General features: G+C 70.8%; 12 protein-coding genes. 4 read left to right on the forward strand and 8 right to left on the reverse strand.

What is annotated here, in order from left to right; translation table 11 throughout:
- Window positions 1-67: 67 nt before the first annotated feature.
- Window positions 68-412, reverse strand: coding sequence for an Rv2175c family DNA-binding protein (locus FS769_RS00560; RefSeq protein ID WP_144827995.1), 345 nt, complete (start codon window positions 410-412; stop codon window positions 68-70).
- A gap of 136 nt (window positions 413-548) precedes the next feature.
- On the opposite strand from FS769_RS00560, the gene FS769_RS00565 reads away from it, so the two are divergent.
- Both FS769_RS00565 and pknB read left to right on the forward strand, forming a co-directional pair.
- The gene (locus FS769_RS00565; RefSeq protein WP_144827999.1) at window positions 549-1,544 is read left to right on the forward strand and encodes a LysM peptidoglycan-binding domain-containing protein; all 996 of its coding nucleotides are present in this window, start codon (window positions 549-551) and stop codon (window positions 1,542-1,544) included.
- A gap of 72 nt (window positions 1,545-1,616) precedes the next feature.
- Complete coding sequence (gene pknB, locus FS769_RS00570) at window positions 1,617-3,566, forward strand: Stk1 family PASTA domain-containing Ser/Thr kinase (protein WP_144828001.1); 1,950 nt, start codon at window positions 1,617-1,619, stop codon at window positions 3,564-3,566.
- Window positions 3,567-3,703: 137 nt separating this feature from the next.
- On the opposite strand, the gene FS769_RS00575 is transcribed toward pknB, so the two are convergent.
- From FS769_RS00575 to FS769_RS00585, 3 genes are read right to left on the reverse strand one after another with little or no spacing between them, the layout of a single operon-like run.
- A complete protein-coding gene (locus FS769_RS00575) occupies window positions 3,704-5,041 on the reverse strand; it encodes a class II 3-deoxy-7-phosphoheptulonate synthase (RefSeq protein WP_144828004.1) in 1,338 nt (445 codons plus the stop codon).
- Between the two features lie 9 nt (window positions 5,042-5,050).
- Window positions 5,051-5,764, reverse strand: a complete 714-nt coding sequence (locus FS769_RS00580; RefSeq protein WP_144828007.1) for a 1-acyl-sn-glycerol-3-phosphate acyltransferase — start codon at window positions 5,762-5,764, stop codon at window positions 5,051-5,053.
- A gap of 2 nt (window positions 5,765-5,766) precedes the next feature.
- Window positions 5,767-6,702: an ROK family glucokinase gene (locus tag FS769_RS00585; RefSeq protein ID WP_144828010.1), complete on the reverse strand. Its 936-nt coding sequence runs from the start codon at window positions 6,700-6,702 to the stop codon at window positions 5,767-5,769.
- A 156-nt stretch (window positions 6,703-6,858) separates the two neighbouring features.
- Between FS769_RS00585 and FS769_RS00590 the strand changes: the two genes are divergently transcribed.
- On the forward strand, window positions 6,859-8,685 hold the full coding sequence (locus FS769_RS00590; protein WP_144828013.1) for a long-chain fatty acid--CoA ligase: 1,827 nt from the start codon (window positions 6,859-6,861) through the stop codon (window positions 8,683-8,685).
- 303 nt (window positions 8,686-8,988) lie between these two features.
- Here the strand turns inward: FS769_RS00590 and def are convergent, their stop codons facing one another.
- The 3 genes from def to FS769_RS00605 are packed head-to-tail and all read right to left on the reverse strand — an operon-like array spanning window position 8,989 to window position 15,507.
- On the reverse strand, window positions 8,989-9,480 hold the full coding sequence (gene def / locus FS769_RS00595) for a peptide deformylase (protein ID WP_144828016.1): 492 nt from the start codon (window positions 9,478-9,480) through the stop codon (window positions 8,989-8,991).
- A complete protein-coding gene (locus tag FS769_RS16940; protein WP_260979656.1) occupies window positions 9,477-12,053 on the reverse strand; it encodes a hypothetical protein in 2,577 nt (858 codons plus the stop codon). The genes def and FS769_RS16940 overlap by 4 nt, the downstream gene beginning before the upstream one ends.
- A 46-nt stretch (window positions 12,054-12,099) precedes the next feature.
- On the reverse strand, window positions 12,100-15,507 hold the full coding sequence (locus FS769_RS00605; RefSeq protein WP_144828018.1) for a pyruvate carboxylase: 3,408 nt from the start codon (window positions 15,505-15,507) through the stop codon (window positions 12,100-12,102).
- Window positions 15,508-15,575: 68 nt separating this feature from the next.
- On the opposite strand from FS769_RS00605, the gene FS769_RS00610 reads away from it, so the two are divergent.
- Entirely contained in the window at window positions 15,576-16,388 is an 813-nt protein-coding gene (locus FS769_RS00610) for a ParA family protein (protein WP_144781970.1), read from the forward strand.
- A gap of 358 nt (window positions 16,389-16,746) precedes the next feature.
- Here the strand turns inward: FS769_RS00610 and FS769_RS00615 are convergent, their stop codons facing one another.
- Window positions 16,747-17,292, reverse strand: coding sequence for a MerR family transcriptional regulator (locus FS769_RS00615; protein WP_136587758.1), 546 nt, complete (start codon window positions 17,290-17,292; stop codon window positions 16,747-16,749).
- Window positions 17,293-17,315: the final 23 nt, after the last annotated feature.

Below are 17,315 nucleotides of genomic sequence, written 5' to 3' on the forward strand. Positions count from 1 at the left end.
TCGAGACGCCTCGGCCGGAAGACCCGGCGACGGCGCCGCGGGGGCGAGCCCGCGGCATCCGGATCGATCAGGCGAGGGTCGCGGCGACCCGACGCACCTCGCTCTTGCGACCGGCCAGCAGCGCCTCGATCGGAGGCATGCCGATGGTCTCTTCGGGGCTGAGCAGCCAGTCGATGATCTCGTCGGAGTCGAAGCCGGCGTCGTGCAGCACGATGATCGTGCCGCGCAGCGAGGCCAGGGGACGCCCGTCGACGATGAACACCGACGGCACCTTCAAGACGCCGTCGCGACGCGTGCCCACCAGATACTGCTCGTCGAGCAGGCGGCGCACGCGCCCGTGGGCTTCGTCGAGCAGCTCCACCAGATCGGGGATGGTCAGCCAGTCGGTCGCGTAACGGGTGTTGTCGGTCACTGATTCACTATCTCACCCCGCGCGCTCATCAACCCCCATGCTCGCCTGTCACACGAGTCACATGCACCTCATTCGTTGACATCCACCCCACGGCATGGGACGGTGGCGGGCAGTCGGAAGAACGGAATCCCCCACCATGCGACGACTCACGCTGTCCCCCCTGCCCACCGAGACCCCCCGCCGCTCCCCCGCCGTCTGGCCCGCCGCGGTGGTCGGTTCGATCGCGCTCAGCCTGGTCGGCGAGCACGCCGCGCACGCGACCGCCCTTCTCACCCCGTCGAGCCTCGTGCCCCCGACGGGAGCGCTCGAACCGCGCTCCCTGGGCACCCCCGTACTCGCCGCCGCCCCCGCCGCGCTCACCTACGTCGTGCAGCCCGGCGACACCGTCTGGGGCATCGCCCGCGCCCACGGGCTCGACACCGCCTCCGTGCGCGCCGCCAACGGCATCGGCGCCGACAACGTCATCCGCCCGGGACAGGTGCTCGCGCTGACCGCCGCGCCGGCGGCATCCGCCCCCGCCCCCGAGAGCGCGCCCGTGGGAGCGACCGCCGAGGTGCGACCCGGAGACACCGTGTCGGCGATCGCCGCGCGCAACGGCGTGTCGATCGACGCCGTGCTGTCGGCGAACGGCCTGACCCGGGCCTCGATCATCTACCCGGGGCAGGTGCTGCAGATCCCCGCGGCCGGGCCCGCTCCCGCCTCTGTCGCGCCCGTCACCGCCCCGGGTCTCGACGCCGAGCAGTCCGAGAACGCCCGCCTGATCATCCGCATCGGCCGCGAGCTCGGCGTCTCGGACCGCGGGATCGTCATCGCTCTCGGCACCGCCATGCAGGAGTCGTGGCTGCGCAACCTCGACTGGGGCGACCGCGACTCGCTGGGACTGTTCCAGCAGCGTCCGAGCCAGGGCTGGGGCACGGCCGAGCAGATCCGCGACCGCGACCGCTCGACCCGCGTGTTCTTCGGCGGCTCGGCCGACCCCAACGGCGCCACGACGCGCGGCCTGCTCGACATCCCCGGCTGGGAGCAGCTGCCCTACGCCGACGCCGCTCAGGCCGTGCAGATCTCGGCCTACCCCGACCGGTACGCGCAGTGGGAGCAGCCCGCGACGACATGGCTCGCCGTTCTGGGCTGATCCCGCCTCGAATCCCCAGGTGAGGGTGAGCCGTTGCCCGGCCTCACAGGGGGCTCTCCGTAGACTCGACACGTGAGCACGAGTCAGCAGGCCGACCCGCTGATCGGCCGTCTCGTCGACGGCCGGTACCGGGTCCGCGCGCGCATCGCGCGCGGCGGCATGGCGACCGTGTACGTCGCGACCGACCTGCGCCTCGAGCGACGCGTCGCGCTGAAGGTCATGCACGGCCACCTCAGCGACGACACCGTGTTCCAGAGCCGGTTCATCCAGGAGGCCCGATCGGCCGCGCGCCTGAGCGATCCGCACGTGGTGAACGTGTTCGACCAGGGCCAGGACGGCGAGATGGCCTACCTGGTCATGGAGTACCTGCCGGGCATCACGCTGCGCGAGCTGCTGCGCGAGCACCGCCGCCTCACGGTCGATCAGACCCTGACGATCATGGATGCCATCCTGTCGGGCCTCGCGGCCGCCCACCGAGCCGGCATCGTGCACCGCGACGTGAAGCCCGAGAACGTGCTGCTGGCCGAAGACGGCCGCATCAAGATCGGCGACTTCGGCCTCGCCCGCGCGACGACGGCGAACACCGCCAGCGGCGCGCAGCTGATGGGCACGATCGCCTACCTCGCCCCCGAGCTGGTCACCCGCGGCACCGCCGACGCCCGCAGCGACATCTACTCGCTCGGCATCATGCTCTACGAGATGCTCACCGGCGAGCAGCCCTACAAAGGCGAGCAGCCGATGCAGATCGCCTACCAGCACGCCACCGACTCGGTCCCCCGCCCCAGCGCGAAGAACCCGTCGGTCCCCGAGCAGCTCGACGAGCTCGTGCTGTGGTCGACCGAGCGCGAGCCCGACGACCGCCCCCTCGATGCGGCCGCGATGCTCGAGCGTCTGCGCGCCGTCGAGAAGGAGCTGGGCCTGGCCCCGCAGGTGGCGCGCGCCGTCTCGGTCGGCAGCACCTCCCCCGCCTCGGCCGCCGAGTCGCGCGAGCTGACGAAGGTGCTCCCGCAGACCGCATCGCTTCCGCCGGTCCCCACGGAAGAGCCCGACAACGCGGCACGCTTGCGCGCCCGCACGCGCCGACGCACCGCCCGCGGGGCGTGGATCCTCGTGATCGTGCTGCTGCTCGCTGGCGGCGCCGGCTTCACCGGGTGGTACTTCGGTTCCGGTCCGGGCTCGATGGTGTCGGTGCCCGACGTGTCCGGCCGCAGCTTCGCCGACGCCGAGGCCCTGCTCGCGCAGCAGCAGCTGATCGCGCAGCAGCAGGACGTGAACGATCGCGAGATCCCCGCGGGCACGACCCTCGGCTCCGACCCCGACCCGGGATCACGCCTCGATAAGGACACGGTCGTCACCGTGCTCGTCTCGGCCGGTCCCGCCACGCACCAGATCCCCTCGCTCGCCGGGCTGAGCCTCGACGAGGCTCGCTCCGTCATGGAGCAGGCGTTCGTCGGCGTCGGCGACCCGGAGAGACAGTTCACGGATGCCGCCGACGGCACGGTCCTCAGCGCGTCGATCATCCCCCGCTCGGGCGGAGACGCTTTCGACTGCACGGGCGGCTGCACCGTCTACGAGGGCGACGCGTCGGCGTTCGTCACCTCGCTGGGTCCGATCCCCGACGTGACGGGCGACTCGCAGTCCCGTGCCCAGAACGCCCTCGAGGAGGTCGGACTCGACAGCTCGGTCACCGAGGAGTACAGCAACTCGGTGGCATCCGGAAACGTCATCCGCATGGGCGACCGCGACGGCGGCGGCAACTGGCGCCCCGGCGACACCGTTCCGCTGACGGTCTCGATCGGTCCCAAGCCGGTCGAGATCCCCGGCAACATCGTGGGCATGTCGATCCGCGAGGCGGTGACGACCCTGCAGGGTCTCGGCTTCGAGGTCAACGCGGGCATCGACGACGGCACCCTCCCCCTCGGGTTCAAGTACTGGGACATCTACAAGGTGCGCTCGACCAATCCGAAGGCCGGTACGACGGCTCCGCAGGGCTCGACCATCACGATCACGCCGACGCTGTAGTCGCACGCTTCGCCCTGACGCGGCACCGTTCGTGTCGCCGAGCGTTCACATGCCTCCACGCCCGCGTCGGCGGCATTCGGAAACGACGACGCCCCCGACCGCGTGGGTCGGGGGCGTCGTGTGTCGATGGACGCAAGTCAGCGCTTCTCGAGCTCCTCGGCCACGAGGAACGCCAGCTCGAGGCTCTGACGGTGGTTCAGGCGCGGGTCGCACAGGCTCTCGTAGCGCGTCGCGAGGGTGGCCTCGTCGATCATCTCGGACCCGCCCAGGCACTCGGTGACGTCGTCGCCGGTGAGCTCGACGTGGATGCCGCCGGGGTGCGTGCCCACCGAGCGGTGCGCCTCGAAGAAGCCGCGCACCTCGTCGACCACGTCGTCGAAGCGACGGGTCTTGTAGCCGGTGGGGGTGGTGATTCCGTTGCCGTGCATCGGGTCGGTGACCCACAGCGGCGTCGCGCCGGAGTCGCGCACGGCCTCGAGCAGCGGGGGCAGCGCGTCGCGGATCTTGCCGGCACCCATGCGCGTGATGAAGGTGAGGCGGCCCGGCTCGCGCTCGGGGTCGAGCTTGTCGATGAGCGCCAGCGCCGTGTCGGTCGTCGTGGTGGGGCCGAGCTTCACGCCGATGGGGTTGCGGATCTTCGAGAAGTAGTCGACGTGCGCGCCGTCGAGCTCGCGCGTGCGCTCACCGATCCACTGGAAGTGCGACGAGGTGTTGTACGGCAGGCCCGTGCGCGAGTCGATGCGCGTCATGGGGCGCTCGTAGTCCATGAGCAGGCCCTCGTGACCGGTGTAGAACTCGACGCGCGTGAGCTCGTCGAAGTCGGCGCCGGCGGCCTCCATGAACTTGATGGCGCGGTCGATCTCGGTCGCCATCGACTCGTACGCCTGGTTGGCGGGAGTGCTCGCGAAGCCCTTGTTCCAGCTGTGCACCTCGCGCAGGTCGGCGAAGCCACCCTGCGTGAAGGCGCGGATGAGGTTCAGGGTCGACGCGGCCGTGTGGTAGCCCTTGAGCAGGCGCGCGGGGTCGGCCTTTCGCGACTCCTCGGTGAAGTCGTAGCCGTTGACGATGTCGCCGCGGTACGCCGGCAGCGTCACGTCGCCGCGCGTCTCGACGTCGCTCGAGCGGGGCTTGGCGAACTGACCCGCCATGCGGCCCATCTTCACCACCGGCATCGAGGCGCCGTAGGTCAGCACGACGGCCATCTGGAGCACCGTCTTGATGCGGTTGCGGATCTGCTCGGCGGTCGCACCGGCGAACGTCTCGGCGCAGTCACCGCCCTGCAGGAGGAACGCCTGGCCGGCGGCGGCACGCGCGAGGCGGTCGCGGAGGATGTCGACCTCGCCGGCGAACACCAGCGGAGGAAGGGTCGCCAATTCTGCGGATGCCGCGGCCACAGCGGCCTCGTCATACCACTGGGGCTGCTGCTTGATGGGCAGGGTTCGCCAGTGGTCGAGGTCGTGGAGCTGCTGATTCACCCCTGAAGTCTAGTGGCGCGAGGTCGGCGCCTTCGCCGCCTGCGCGGTGGCCAGGCGGTCCTTCACGGTCGAGGCGTAGACGTCTTCGTACCGCTGCTCGCCGAGGCGCTGCAGGGCCACCATGATCTCGTCGGTGACCGAGCGCAGCACGTAGCGATCGCCCTCCATGCCCTCGAAGCGCGAGAAGTCGAGCGGCTCGCCGATCACGATGCCCACACGCCCCACGCGCGGCAGGCGCTGGCCGATGGGCATGACCGCTCCGGTGTCGACCATGACGACCGGCACGACCGGAACGCGGGCCTCGAGCGCCATGCGGGCGATGCCGGTGCGCCCGCGGTACAGGGTGCCGTCGGGGCTGCGCGTGCCCTCGGGGTAGATGCCGAGCAGCTCTCCGCGGCCGAGCACGCCGAGGCCGGTGTTGAGCGAGGCCTCCGACGCCTTGCCTCCCGAGCGGTCGATGGGCAGCTGACCCGTCGCGGTGAAGAACATGCGGGTCGCCCAGCCCTTGAGGCCCTTGCCGGTGAAGTAGTCGCTCTTGGCGAGGAACGCCATGCGGCGGTCGATCATGAGCGGCAGGAAGATCGAGTCCGAGAACGACAGGTGGTTGCTGGCGAGGATCGCCGCACCCTCGGTGGGGATGTTGCGCCGGCCCACCATCCACGGGCGGAACACGGCCTTGATGACCGGCCCGATCACCACGTACTTCATGAGCCAGTAGAACATCGTCAGCGCTCCTTCCCGGCGAGGTCTGCGACCCCGATGAGACCGGCGTCGTTGCCCAGGCGCGCGATCGCGAACTCCGCGACCGGACGTTCACCGTACCCCGGGAGCGAGGTCTCGTACGCGAGCTTCACCGGCACGAGCAGATCCGCGCCCAGCTGGGCGACACCGCCGCCGATCACGAAGAGCTCGGGGTCGAGCACGGCCTGGAACCCGCCGCACGCCTCACCCAGCGCCGTGGCCACGCGGCGCAGTGCCTCGACGGCGCCCGGGTCACCCGCGAGCACGAGGCGAGACACAGCCGGACCCGGGATCGCGCCCTTCTCGTCGCGGATCGCCGCGAGGGCCGCGCCGATGCCGCCCTCGTCGGCGATGGCGTTGGCCTCGCGCTGCAGGGCACGTCCCGAGGCGTACTGCTCGAGGCAGCCGTTCTGCCCGCACCCGCACGGGTGGCCGCCGCGCACGAAGCGCATGTGCCCCAGCTCAGCGCCGATGCCGTGGCCGCCGCGGAACAGCTCGCCGTCGGTGACGACGGCCCCGCCGACGCCCGTGCCCATCGTGAGCATGACCATGTCGCGCACGCCCTGGCCCGCGCCGAAGCGGTACTCGCCCCACCCGGCCGCGTTCGCGTCGTTCTCGATCGTGACGGGGGCGTTCAGGCGCTGCTCGAGGCGGGCACGCAGCGGCTCGTCGCGCCAGTCGATGTTGGGCGCGTAGATGACGGTGCTACGGTCGCGGCTGATGAAGCCCGCCGCGGCCACGCCGATCGCGTGGATCTCGTGCGCTCGACGCAGGTGGTCGGCCATGTCGACTACGGCGTCCACCAGGGCTGCAGGGTCGATGGGGGTGTCGACGCGGAGCTTCTCGATGATGGTGCCGTCGTCGTCGACGACGCCTCCCGCGATCTTCGTGCCCCCGATGTCGATGCCGACGTTGCGCACCGCGCTCCCTTCCGGGCCGACCGTGCGGCTCGGCCCGGAGAAGTCTAGCCATGCCGCGCGACCCGCATCGGAATGCGACGTCCTGGGGCCATGGCATCCGTGCGCATAGACTCGACAGACCCGCTCGACCTTTCTTCCGGTGCCAAAGGAGTTGCCGTGATCCAGTTCGACCTCCCCGCCGTCGTCGCCGCAGACCCGGATGCCAACGCATCCGACCTGCTTGCCGACCGTGTGCGTTCGACGCCCGACCGCCCCCTGTTCGCCATCCCCCACGCCGACGGATGGCGCGACATCACCGCCGCCGAGTTCGAGCGAGAAGTCGTCAAGCTCGCCAAGGGCTTCGTCGCCGCCGGCATCCAGCCGGGCGAGAAGGTGGGCTTCATCGCCCGCACCACCTACGACTGGACGCTGGTCGACTTCGCCCTCTTCTACGCCGGCGCCGTGATGGTGCCCGTGTACGAGACGAGCTCGCCGTCGCAGATCTCGTGGATCCTGTCGGACTCGGGCGCCATTGCCGTCGTCGTCGAGTCGGCCGACCACACCGCGCGCCTCGACGAGGTCCGCAGCGACCTCCCCCTCGTCCGCGAGGTCTGGGCCATGCACGAGGGCGCTCTCGACACCCTCGTCGCGAACGGCACGCACATCACCGACGAAGAGATCGAGCGCCGTCGTCACCTGGCCAAGGCCTCCGACATCGCGACGCTCATCTACACCTCGGGCTCCACCGGCCGCCCCAAGGGCTGCGTGCTGGTGCACAGCAACTTCGTCGAGCTCGCACGTAACTCCGCGAAGGCGCTGCACGAGGTCGTCGAGACCCCCGGCGCCTCGACGCTGCTGTTCATCACGACGGCGCACGTCTTCGCCCGCTTCATCTCGCTGCTCAACGTGCACGCGGGCGTGAAGACCGGCCACCAGCCCGACACCAAGCAGCTCCTGCCCGCGCTCGGCACGTTCCAGCCGACGTTCCTGCTGGCCGTGCCGCGCGTGTTCGAGAAGGTCTACAACTCCGCCGAGCAGAAGGCCGAGGCCGGCGGCAAGGGCAAGATCTTCCGCGCCGCCGCCGACACCGCGATCGAGCACTCGCAGCGCCTGCAGGACGGCAAGAAGATCTCGCTGGCGCTCAAGGTCAAGTTCGCCCTGTTCGACAAGCTCGTCTACTCGAAGCTGCGCGAGGCCATGGGCGGCCGCGTCGTCTACGCCGTGTCGGGCTCGGCCCCGCTCGGCCCGCGCCTGGGGCACTTCTTCCGCAGCCTCGGCGTCGTGATCCTCGAGGGCTACGGCCTGACCGAGACGACGGCCCCGGCCACGGTCAACCTCGCCACGAAGTCGAAGATCGGCACGGTCGGTCCGGTGCTCCCCGGCGTCGGGGTGCGCCTGGCCGACGACGGCGAGATCCAGGTGCGCGGCATCAACGTCTTCCGCGAGTACTGGCAGAATCCGGATGCCACGGCGGAGGCCTTCGACGGCGAGTGGTTCAAGACGGGCGACATCGGCGCCTTCGACAGCGACGGCTTCCTCGCGATCACCGGTCGCAAGAAGGAGATCATCGTGACCGCCGGCGGCAAGAACGTCGCCCCCGCCGCTCTCGAAGACCCCATCCGCGCGAACCCGATCGTAGGCCAGGTCGTGGTGGTCGGCGACCACAAGCCGTTCATCGCCGCCCTCATCACCCTCGACCCCGAGATGCTGCCCACGTGGCTGGCCAACAACGGCCTGCCCGCCGACATGACGCTCGAGCAGGCAGCACAGAACGAGAAGGTGCGCGCCGAGGTGCAGGGCGCGATCGACCGGGCCAACACGCGCGTCTCGCGCGCGGAGTCGATCCGCAAGTTCACGATCCTGCCGACCGAGTGGACCGAGGCCAGCGGCCACCTCACCCCGAAGATGAGCATCAAGCGCAACGTCATCACGTCGGACTTCGCCGACGACATCGAGGACATCTACGCCGTCCCGGTCAACACCACCAACGTCTCGCTGCCCTGACGCGCGGACGACGACGGCCCGGTCCCCTCGCGGGGCCGGGCCGTTTCGTTCTCGAGCGCACAGCCTCAGCGATCCGCACGACGTCAGTCCGGAACGAGGCACAATCACCGAGGTTGCGCGAATCGCGGAGGTTGTGTGCGCCCCGGGACACCGTCACCGATCGCACGCCCTCGTCGATCTGCACAACCTCGGCTCGGAAGGGTCGAAACCGACGGAGGTTGCGCGAATCGCGGAGGAAATGCGCGAGCGGAGACACACGAAGGGCCCGGATGCCGGCATCCGGGCCCTTCCGCAAAGATCAGGTCAGAACCAGTCGCTCTCGCGCACCTGGCGCATCGCCTCGCGGCGCGTCTCGGCGGGGAGCCGCGAAAGGTAGAGCATGCCGTCGAGGTGGTCGGTCTCGTGCTGGAGGGCCTGAGCGAGCAGCCCCTCCCCCTCGAGCACGACCTCTTCGCCGTCGAGGTCGATGCCCACGACCTTGGCCCACGGGTAGCGGATCGCGTCGTGCCACAGGCCGGGCACCGACAGGCAGCCCTCCCCCACGGCCTCGGGTTCACCGCGGGTCTCGATCAGCACGGGGTTCAGCACGTAGCCGATGTCGCCGTCGATGTTGTAGCTGAAGGCGCGCAGTCCCACGCCGATCTGCGGGGCGGCGACGCCCGCGCGGCCGGGCAGCTCCACGGTGTCGAGCAGGTCTTGCACCAAGGCGCGGATGCCGTCGTCGATCGTCTCGATGGGCGCACTCGTGGCGCGCAGGACGGGGTCGCCGAACAGGCGGATCGGGCGGACGGTCATGCGGCGGACACCGGGGCGCGCAGACCCTCCACCACGGCGGCGGCGAGCTCGCGCGCGGCCTGACGGGTCGAGGGCTGCAGGTCGCGGAAGGCGATGGCGCTTCCCGCGGCGATGCGCGCGTCGTACGGCATGCGGATCACGGTGCGCACCCGCGAGCGGAAGTGCGCCTCGAGCTCGCTCTCGCGCACCAGCGGCGTGCCGGGGCGCGAGTTGTTGAGCACGACGATCGCGTCGCGCACGCGCGCGGCGTAGCCGTTGGTCTCGAGCCAGGTCAGCGTCTCGGAGGCCAGTCGCGCCTCGTCGACCGACAGGCCCGCGACGATCACGAGAGTGTCGGCGAGCTCGAGGGTCGCCCCCATCACGGAGTGCACGATGCCGGTGCCCGTGTCGGTCAGCACGATCGAGTAGTAGTGCGCGGCGACGTCGGCGACCTGGCGGTAGTCGTCGTCGCTGAACGCCTCGGACACCCGGGGATCGGCATCGGATGCCAGCACGTCGAGCCGCGTCGCGTCACGCGCCACGATCGCCGAGACGTCGTTGAACCCGACCATCTCGTCGTGCGCGCGCACCAGGTCGCGCACGGTGCGGCCGTTGGGCCGACCGACGCGATCGGCCAGCGTGCCGCGGTCGGGGTTCGCGTCGACGGCGATGATGCGGTCGTCGCGGGCGTCGGCGAGAGCCATGCCGAGCAGCGACGTGACGGTCGTCTTGCCGACGCCGCCCTTGCGCGAGAGCACGGGCACGAAGCGCGCGCCGCCGGTCAACGGGGTCGAGATGCGGCGGTCGAGGTCTTTGCGCTGGCGCGCGCGACGACCGTCGCCGAGGTTGACCCGGCCTCCGGTCGCCGAGTAGACCAGCTGCTGCCAGGCGCCCTCGGGCTCGGGCCGCGCGATCTGACGCGGGTCGAGCAGGCGGTCGGCGGTCAGCAGGTCGGAGCTCTCGCGGGCATCGTCGATCTGCCCGATGCGCTTCGAGGTGAGCGTCACCTCGGGCGTCTGCGTGCGCACGCGTTCCATGGCGTGGGCGCGGTCGACGCGCGCGGCCTCGTCGGATCCGCGGGTGGCGTCGTCGGCCTGCTGGGCGCTGCGGCGCGTCAGGGGCACGGTGCCGATGACACCCGTCGCCGCCCGCTCGCGACGCGTCGTCACGGGGCCCGTCGAGGCGGGGGCCGTCGGGACGGAGCCCGTCGGGACGGTTCCGGTCGAAACCGGACCGGTCGAGGCGGCCGCGCGGGGGCCGGCGGCCGCGGCGACCGAGGCGGCGACGACCGAGGCCGCGACGCTCGGCGGGGCGACAGGACCGGTGGCGGGGGCTGTGGCCTCGTCCGACGCGCTCGGGGCTGCAGGTGCGGCGGGTGACGCCGCGGCCGGAAGCTCGGCGTCACTCGAGCCCGCGTCGGCGGGCTCTTCGACGGCGGGCTCGGCGCCGACAGGCTCGTCGACGTTGGGCTCGACCACGGCAGGTCCGTCGACGGCAGGGGTTTCAACGGCGGGTTCTTCGACGGCGGGCTCATCGAGCGCCGGCTCGTCGGAAGACGCCTCGTTGACGATGACGTCCTCCACCGCCGGCTCGTCGGCGATCGGGTCGTCAGCAATCGGCTCGTCAGCAGCCTGCTCGTCGGCGACCGGCTCCTCGACGAGCGTGTCCCCGACGAACGTGTCCCCGACGAACGTGTCGTCGGTGATCGACTCCTCAGCGGCAGGCTCGTCGGAAGACGATTCCGAAGAAGCGGTGAAATCACCCTCCACCTCGTGGAAGTCACCCGCCTCGAGCTCGTCCTCCGGGGAGGAAGCCTCTGCCTCCGCGTCCGCGGCGACAGGCTCCTCAGCGTCGCCGGCGTCGGCGTCGTCCTCCTCGACGGCGGTCTCGTCCGAGGGCTCGGCCACCTCGACGGCCGCGTCCTCCTCCGCGACGAACGACTCGCCCTCGGCATCGTCACGCGGGGCGGCGTGGTCGGCGTCGCCCTCCACGCCCTCGTGCCCGGCGTCATCGCCCACGATCGTCTCGTCCGACGCGGCATCCGTCTCGTCCGACTGCTCGGGGATCCACGGCGCGTGCGTGAGCGCCTCGTCGGCGGGCTCGGCGGCATCCGCTTCGAAGAGCTCGACGTCGTCGACGACCTCGGCGTCGTGCAGGTCGTCGGCGCGAGCGTCGTGCGAGAAGCCTTCGTGCTCGGGCTCGTCGACCAGCTCCGCCTCGTGCACGTCATCGTGCGTCACCGTGTCGGCGTCGCCCTCGGTCGACGAGGACTCCTCGCCGTCGTGGGGCTCGAGGATGATGTCGCCGGTGTCGAGCTGCTCGACCTCACGGTGGTCGGTCTCGTCGTCGTGCGGCTCGTAGACGTCGTGGGAGGTGATCAACGCGGGCAGGTCGACGTCGCCGACCGGGATCTCGTCCTCGATGACGTCGTCATCGAGATCATCGTCGTCAGCGGCCATCGGCAGGTCGACACTGACCTGTGCGATGTGTCCGCCGAGGATGGTGATGCTGGCAGTGTCGAGATTGCCGCCGTCGTCGAGAACGCCGTGCTCGGCGCTCTCGTCGTGGTTCGCATCGGTGCGGTCGGGGGTCACTGCAGTCTCCAAACGGGAAGAGGGCGCGAAAGCGCCCCCTCCCAGGCTACTGCGCTTGGCGGATTACCAGCAAAAGATCTCCTGCTTCCACCTGTTGTGTGGTACCGATCGCGACCCGCTCGACCACTCCCTCGACGGGGGCGGTGATGCCCGCCTCCATCTTCATGGCCTCGATCGAGGCGACGGCCTGACCGGCTGCGACGCGGTCGCCGACAGCGGCCTTCATCGTCACGACGCCCGAGAACGGCGCCGCCACCTGACCGGGCTTCGAGGTGTCGGCCTTCTCGGCCTGACGCGCCTCGACGTCAATCGACCGGTCGCGCACGAACACCGGACGCAGCTGACCGTTCAAGGTCGTCATGACCGTGCGCATGCCCTTGTCGTCGGCGTCGCCGACGGCTTCGAGGCCCACGAACAGCTGCACGCCGCGCTCGATCTCGACGGTGTGCTCGCCGCCGGCCTGCAGGCCGTAGAGGTAGTCGGCCGTGTCGAGCACGCTGAGATCGCCGAAGGTCGCGCGGGTCTCGAGGAAGGTGCGCGTGGGCCCCGGGAACAGCAGGGTGTTGAGGCGGGCGCGGCGCTCGGCCGACTCCCCCGCCAGCGCGGCGGCGTCGTCGTCGGTCAACGGGGTGACGCCGATCTTGGCCTCGCGTCCTGCGAGCACCTTCGAGCGGAACGGCTCCGGCCAGCCGCCCGGCAGGTCGCCGAGCTCTCCCGCCATGAACGACACGACCGAGTCGGGCACGTCGTACTTCTCGGGGTTCCGCTCGAAGTCGGCGGGGTCGGCCTTCACCGCGGCGAGGTGCAGCGCGAGGTCGCCCACCACCTTCGACGACGGCGTGACCTTGGGCACCCGGCCCAGGATGCGGTCGGCCGCGGCGTACATGTCCTCGATGAGCTCGAAGTCGTCGGCGAGGCCCAGCGCGATCGCCTGCTGCCGCAGGTTCGACAGCTGTCCGCCCGGGATCTCGTGATGGTACACGCGCCCCGTCGGACCGGCGAGTCCCGACTCGAACGGGCGGTACAGGTGGCGCACGGCCTCCCAGTACGGCTCGAGATCGCTCACGGCGCCGAGATCGAGGCCCGTGTCGCGATCGGTGTGCGCGAGCGCGGCGACGAGCGCCGACAGCGACGGCTGGCTCGTGGTTCCCGCCATGGGCGCCGACGCCGCGTCGACGGCATCCGCCCCCGCCGCCGAAGCGGCCAGCAGCGTCGCGAGCTGCCCGCCCGCGGTGTCGTGGGTGTGGACGTGCACCGGCAGGTCGAAGCGCTCGCGCAGCGCCGTCACGAGCTTCGCGGCGGCGGCCGGACGCAGCAGGCCCGCCATGTCTTTGATCGCGAGGACGTGGGCGCCCGCGTCGACGATCTGCTCGGCCAGGCCCAGGTAGTAGTCGAGCGTGTAGAGCTTCTCGGCCGGGTCGAGCAGGTCTCCGGTGTAGCAGACCGCGACCTCGGCGACCGCGGTGCCGGTGGCCAGCACGGCGTCGATCGCGGGGCGCATCTGCGACACGTCGTTGAGCGCGTCGAAGATGCGGAAGATATCGACTCCGGATGCCGCGGCCTCGGCCACGAACGCATCGGTGACCTCCGTGGGGTACGGGGTGTACCCGACGGTGTTGCGCCCGCGCAGCAGCATCTGGATCGCGACGTTCGGAAGGGCCTGGCGCAGCGCGTCGAGGCGCTCCCACGGGTCTTCGCCGAGGAAGCGCAGGGCGACGTCGTAGGTCGCCCCACCCCACGCCTCGACCGACAGCAGCTGCGGCGTCATGCGCGCGACGTACGGGGCGACCCGCACGAGGTCGCGCGTGCGCACGCGCGTGGCCAGCAATGACTGGTGGGCGTCGCGGAAGGTGGTCTCGGTGACGGCGAGGGCCGTCTGCTCGCGCAGGGCGCGGGCGAAGCCGACCGGGCCGAGCTCCTGCAGGCGCTGGCGCGAGCCCGCCGGAGCGGCATCCGCGAGATCGACGCGCGGAAGCTTGGCGGCGGGGTCGATCGACAGCGGGTTCTCGCCGTTCGGGCGGTTGACCGTGGTGTCGACGAGCCACGACAGGATCTTCGTGCCGCGGTCCTTCGACTCGCGCCCCTTCAGCAGCTCGGGACGCTCGTCGATGAACGACGTACTCAGGTCGCCCGCGACGAACGCCGGGTCGTCGAGCACGGCCTGCAGGAAGGGGATGTTCGTCGAGACGCCGCGGATGCGGAACTCCGCCAGGGCACGGCGGGCGCGGGCGACCGCGGCCGGGAAGTCGCGGCCGCGGCACGACAGCTTCGACAGCATGGAGTCGAAGTGCGGGCTGACCTGCGAGCCCGCGGCGGTCGTGCCGCCGTCGAGGCGGATGCCGGCGCCACCGGGCGAGCGATACGTGGTGATCTTGCCCGTGTCGGGGCGGAAGCCCTGCGTGGGGTCTTCGGTGGTGATGCGGCACTGCAGCGCCGCACCGCGCAGGTGGATGTCGTCCTGCTGCAGGTGCAGCTCGGCGAGGGTCGCGCCCGCGGCGATGCGCATCTGCGACTGCACGAGGTCGACGTCGGTGACCTCCTCGGTCACGGTGTGCTCGACCTGGATGCGGGGGTTCATCTCGATGAAGACGACTTCGCCCGTGCGGGGGCCGGCGGTTTCGAGAAGGAACTCGACGGTTCCGGCGTTCTGGTAGCCGATCGAGCGGGCGAAGGCCACGGCGTAGCGGTGCAGGTCCTGCCGCACGGTGTCGTCGAGGTTCGGCGCGGGCGCGATCTCGATGACCTTCTGGTGGCGACGCTGTACCGAGCAGTCGCGCTCGAACAGGTGCACGGTCTCGCCCGCGGCATCCGCGAGAATCTGCACCTCGACGTGACGCGGGCGCTGCACGGCCTGCTCGAGGAACATGCGGGGGTCGCCGAACGCGCTCTGCGCCTCGCGCATGGCCTCGGCCAGGGCCGGAGCGAGCTCGCCCTTCGACTCCACGCGGCGCATTCCGCGCCCGCCACCGCCGGCGACGGCCTTGGCGAAGATCGGGAAGCCGATCTCGTCGGCCTGCGCGAGCAGCTCGTCGATGTCGGCGGACGCCGGCGTCGAGCGCAGTACCGGCACTCCGGCCGAGATCGCGTGCTCCTTGGCCGTCACCTTGTTGCCCGCCATGGCGAGCACCTCGGCGGGCGGCCCGATGAAGGTGATGCCGTGGGCGGCGGCCTTCTCGGCGAGCTCCGGGTTTTCGGAGAGGAAGCCGTAGCCCGGGTAGATGGCATCCGCCCCGCACTCACGAGCCACGCGGATGATCTCGTCGACGTCGAGGTAGGCGCGCACGGGGTGTCCCCGCTCGCCGATCTGGTACGCCTCGTCCGCCTTCAGACGGTGCAGCGAGGCGCGATCTTCGTACGGGTAGACCGCGACGGTGCGCGCTCCGACCTCGTAGGCGGCACGGAACGCGCGAATCGCGATCTCTCCGCGATTGGCGACCAGGATTTTCGAGAACATGCGCACCTCACGTCAAGCTGGCGGAGCTGAATGTGCTCACAGCCTAGGGGACGGTAACGTGGACTCTCGTGCACGTACTCTCCGTCAGCTCTCTCAAAGGCGGGGTCGGCAAGACGACCGTGACACTCGGGCTGGCTTCCGCAGCCTTCGCACGTGGCGTTCGCACTCTCGTCGTCGACCTCGACCCTCAGTCCGACGTGTCGACCGGGATGGACATCCAGGTCGCCGGTCGGCTCAACATCGCCGATGTCCTGGCCAACCCCAAAGAGAAGGTCGTCCGACAGGCGATCACCTCGAGCGGGTGGGCCAAGGTGCACCCCGGCACCATCGACGTGCTGATCGGCAGCCCGTCGGCCATCAACTTCGACGGGCCGCACCCCAGCGTGCGCGACGTGTGGAAGCTCGAGGAAGCCCTCGCGACCATCGAGAGCGAGTACGACCTCGTGCTCATCGACTGCGCCCCCTCGCTCAACGCCCTCACGCGCACCGCGTGGGCCGCGAGCGACCGCGTCGTGGTCGTCACCGAGCCCGGCCTGTTCTCCGTCGCCGCTGCCGACCGCGCTCTGCGCGCGATCGAGGAGATCCGCCGCGGTCTCTCGCCGCGCCTGCAGCCCCTCGGCGTCGTGGTCAACCGCGTGCGCCCGCAGTCGATCGAGCACCAGTTCCGCATCAAAGAACTGCGCGACATGTTCGGCCCGCTCGTGCTCAACCCGCAGCTGCCCGAGCGCACCTCGCTCCAGCAGGCGCAGGGTGCCGCCAAGCCGCTGCACGTGTGGCCCGGCGACTCCGCGCAGGAACTCGCGGCCGACTTCGACGCGCTTCTCGACCGGATCGTGCGCACCGGCCGCATCCCGGTCGAGTCCGAGGCCCCGCAGGCCTGATCCTTTCCACGAAGACGCCGTCCCGCTGCCTCGCAGCCGGGCGGCGTCTCTCGTTCGCGCCCGGGCCACTGGCACGGACTCAGGTCCCTGAGCCTGTCGAAGGGCCCGGGACCCGCGTCCGCAAAAACACAGGTCCCTGAGCCTGCCGAAGGGCCCGGGACCCGCGTTCGTACGAACCCAGGTCCCTGCGCCTGCCGAAGGGCCCGGGACCCGCCGCGGACGAACCCAGGTCCCCGAGCCTGTCGAAGGGTCCGGGACCCGCCGCGGCACCGGTGGCTTCGACAAGCTCAGGGACCTCGAGCTCCACAAAGCAGAATCCCGGATGCCATGGCATCCGGGATCTCGAAGATGAAACGCGTCAGGCGGTGCGGGCGGCCCGGCGGGCGGCGAGCTCGTCGACGGCGTCGGGCGTCGCCTTCTCGAAGTCGACGAGCGTGGATTCGACCTCGCGCAGCACCTTGCCGACGGCGATGCCGAAGACGCCCTGACCGCGGCTGACGAGGTCGATGACCTCGTCGTTCGAGGTGCACAGGTAGACCGAGGCGCCATCGCTCATGAGGGTCGTTCCGGCGAGGTCGCGGATGCCGGCGGCGCGCAGCTGGTCGACCGCGGTGCGGATCTGCTGCAGCGAGATACCGGTGTCGAGCAGGCGCTTGACGAGCTTGAGCACGAGGATGTCGCGGAAGCCGTAGAGACGCTGCGACCCGGAGCCGCTCGCACCGCGGACCGTCGGGACGACGAGTTCGGTGCGGGCCCAGTAGTCGAGCTGGCGGTACGTGATCCCGGCGGCGCGAGCGGCGACCGCACCGCGGTAACCGGTGTCGTCGTCCATCTCGGGCAGACCGTCGGTGAAGAGGAGGTCGGTGGCGAACCGGGGTTCGCCGACTGCGTCGCCAGCGTTCATGCTCGCGCCCTCCTCATCTGTCG

Source organism: Microbacterium sp. BH-3-3-3 (genome assembly GCF_007679045.1).
Lineage (GTDB): Bacteria > Actinomycetota > Actinomycetes > Actinomycetales > Microbacteriaceae > Microbacterium > Microbacterium algihabitans.

Coding starts and splice junctions, on each gene's coding strand:
- FS769_RS00580 (WP_144828007.1), bottom strand. CDS start 5,764: ATGTTCTACTGGCTCATGAAGTACGTGGTGATCGGGCCGGTCATCAAG.
- def (WP_144828016.1), bottom strand. CDS start 9,480: ATGACCGTCCGCCCGATCCGCCTGTTCGGCGACCCCGTCCTGCGCGCC.
- FS769_RS00605 (WP_144828018.1), bottom strand. CDS start 15,507: ATGTTCTCGAAAATCCTGGTCGCCAATCGCGGAGAGATCGCGATTCGC.
- FS769_RS00565 (WP_144827999.1), top strand. CDS start 549: ATGCGACGACTCACGCTGTCCCCCCTGCCCACCGAGACCCCCCGCCGC.
- FS769_RS00615 (WP_136587758.1), bottom strand. CDS start 17,292: ATGAACGCTGGCGACGCAGTCGGCGAACCCCGGTTCGCCACCGACCTC.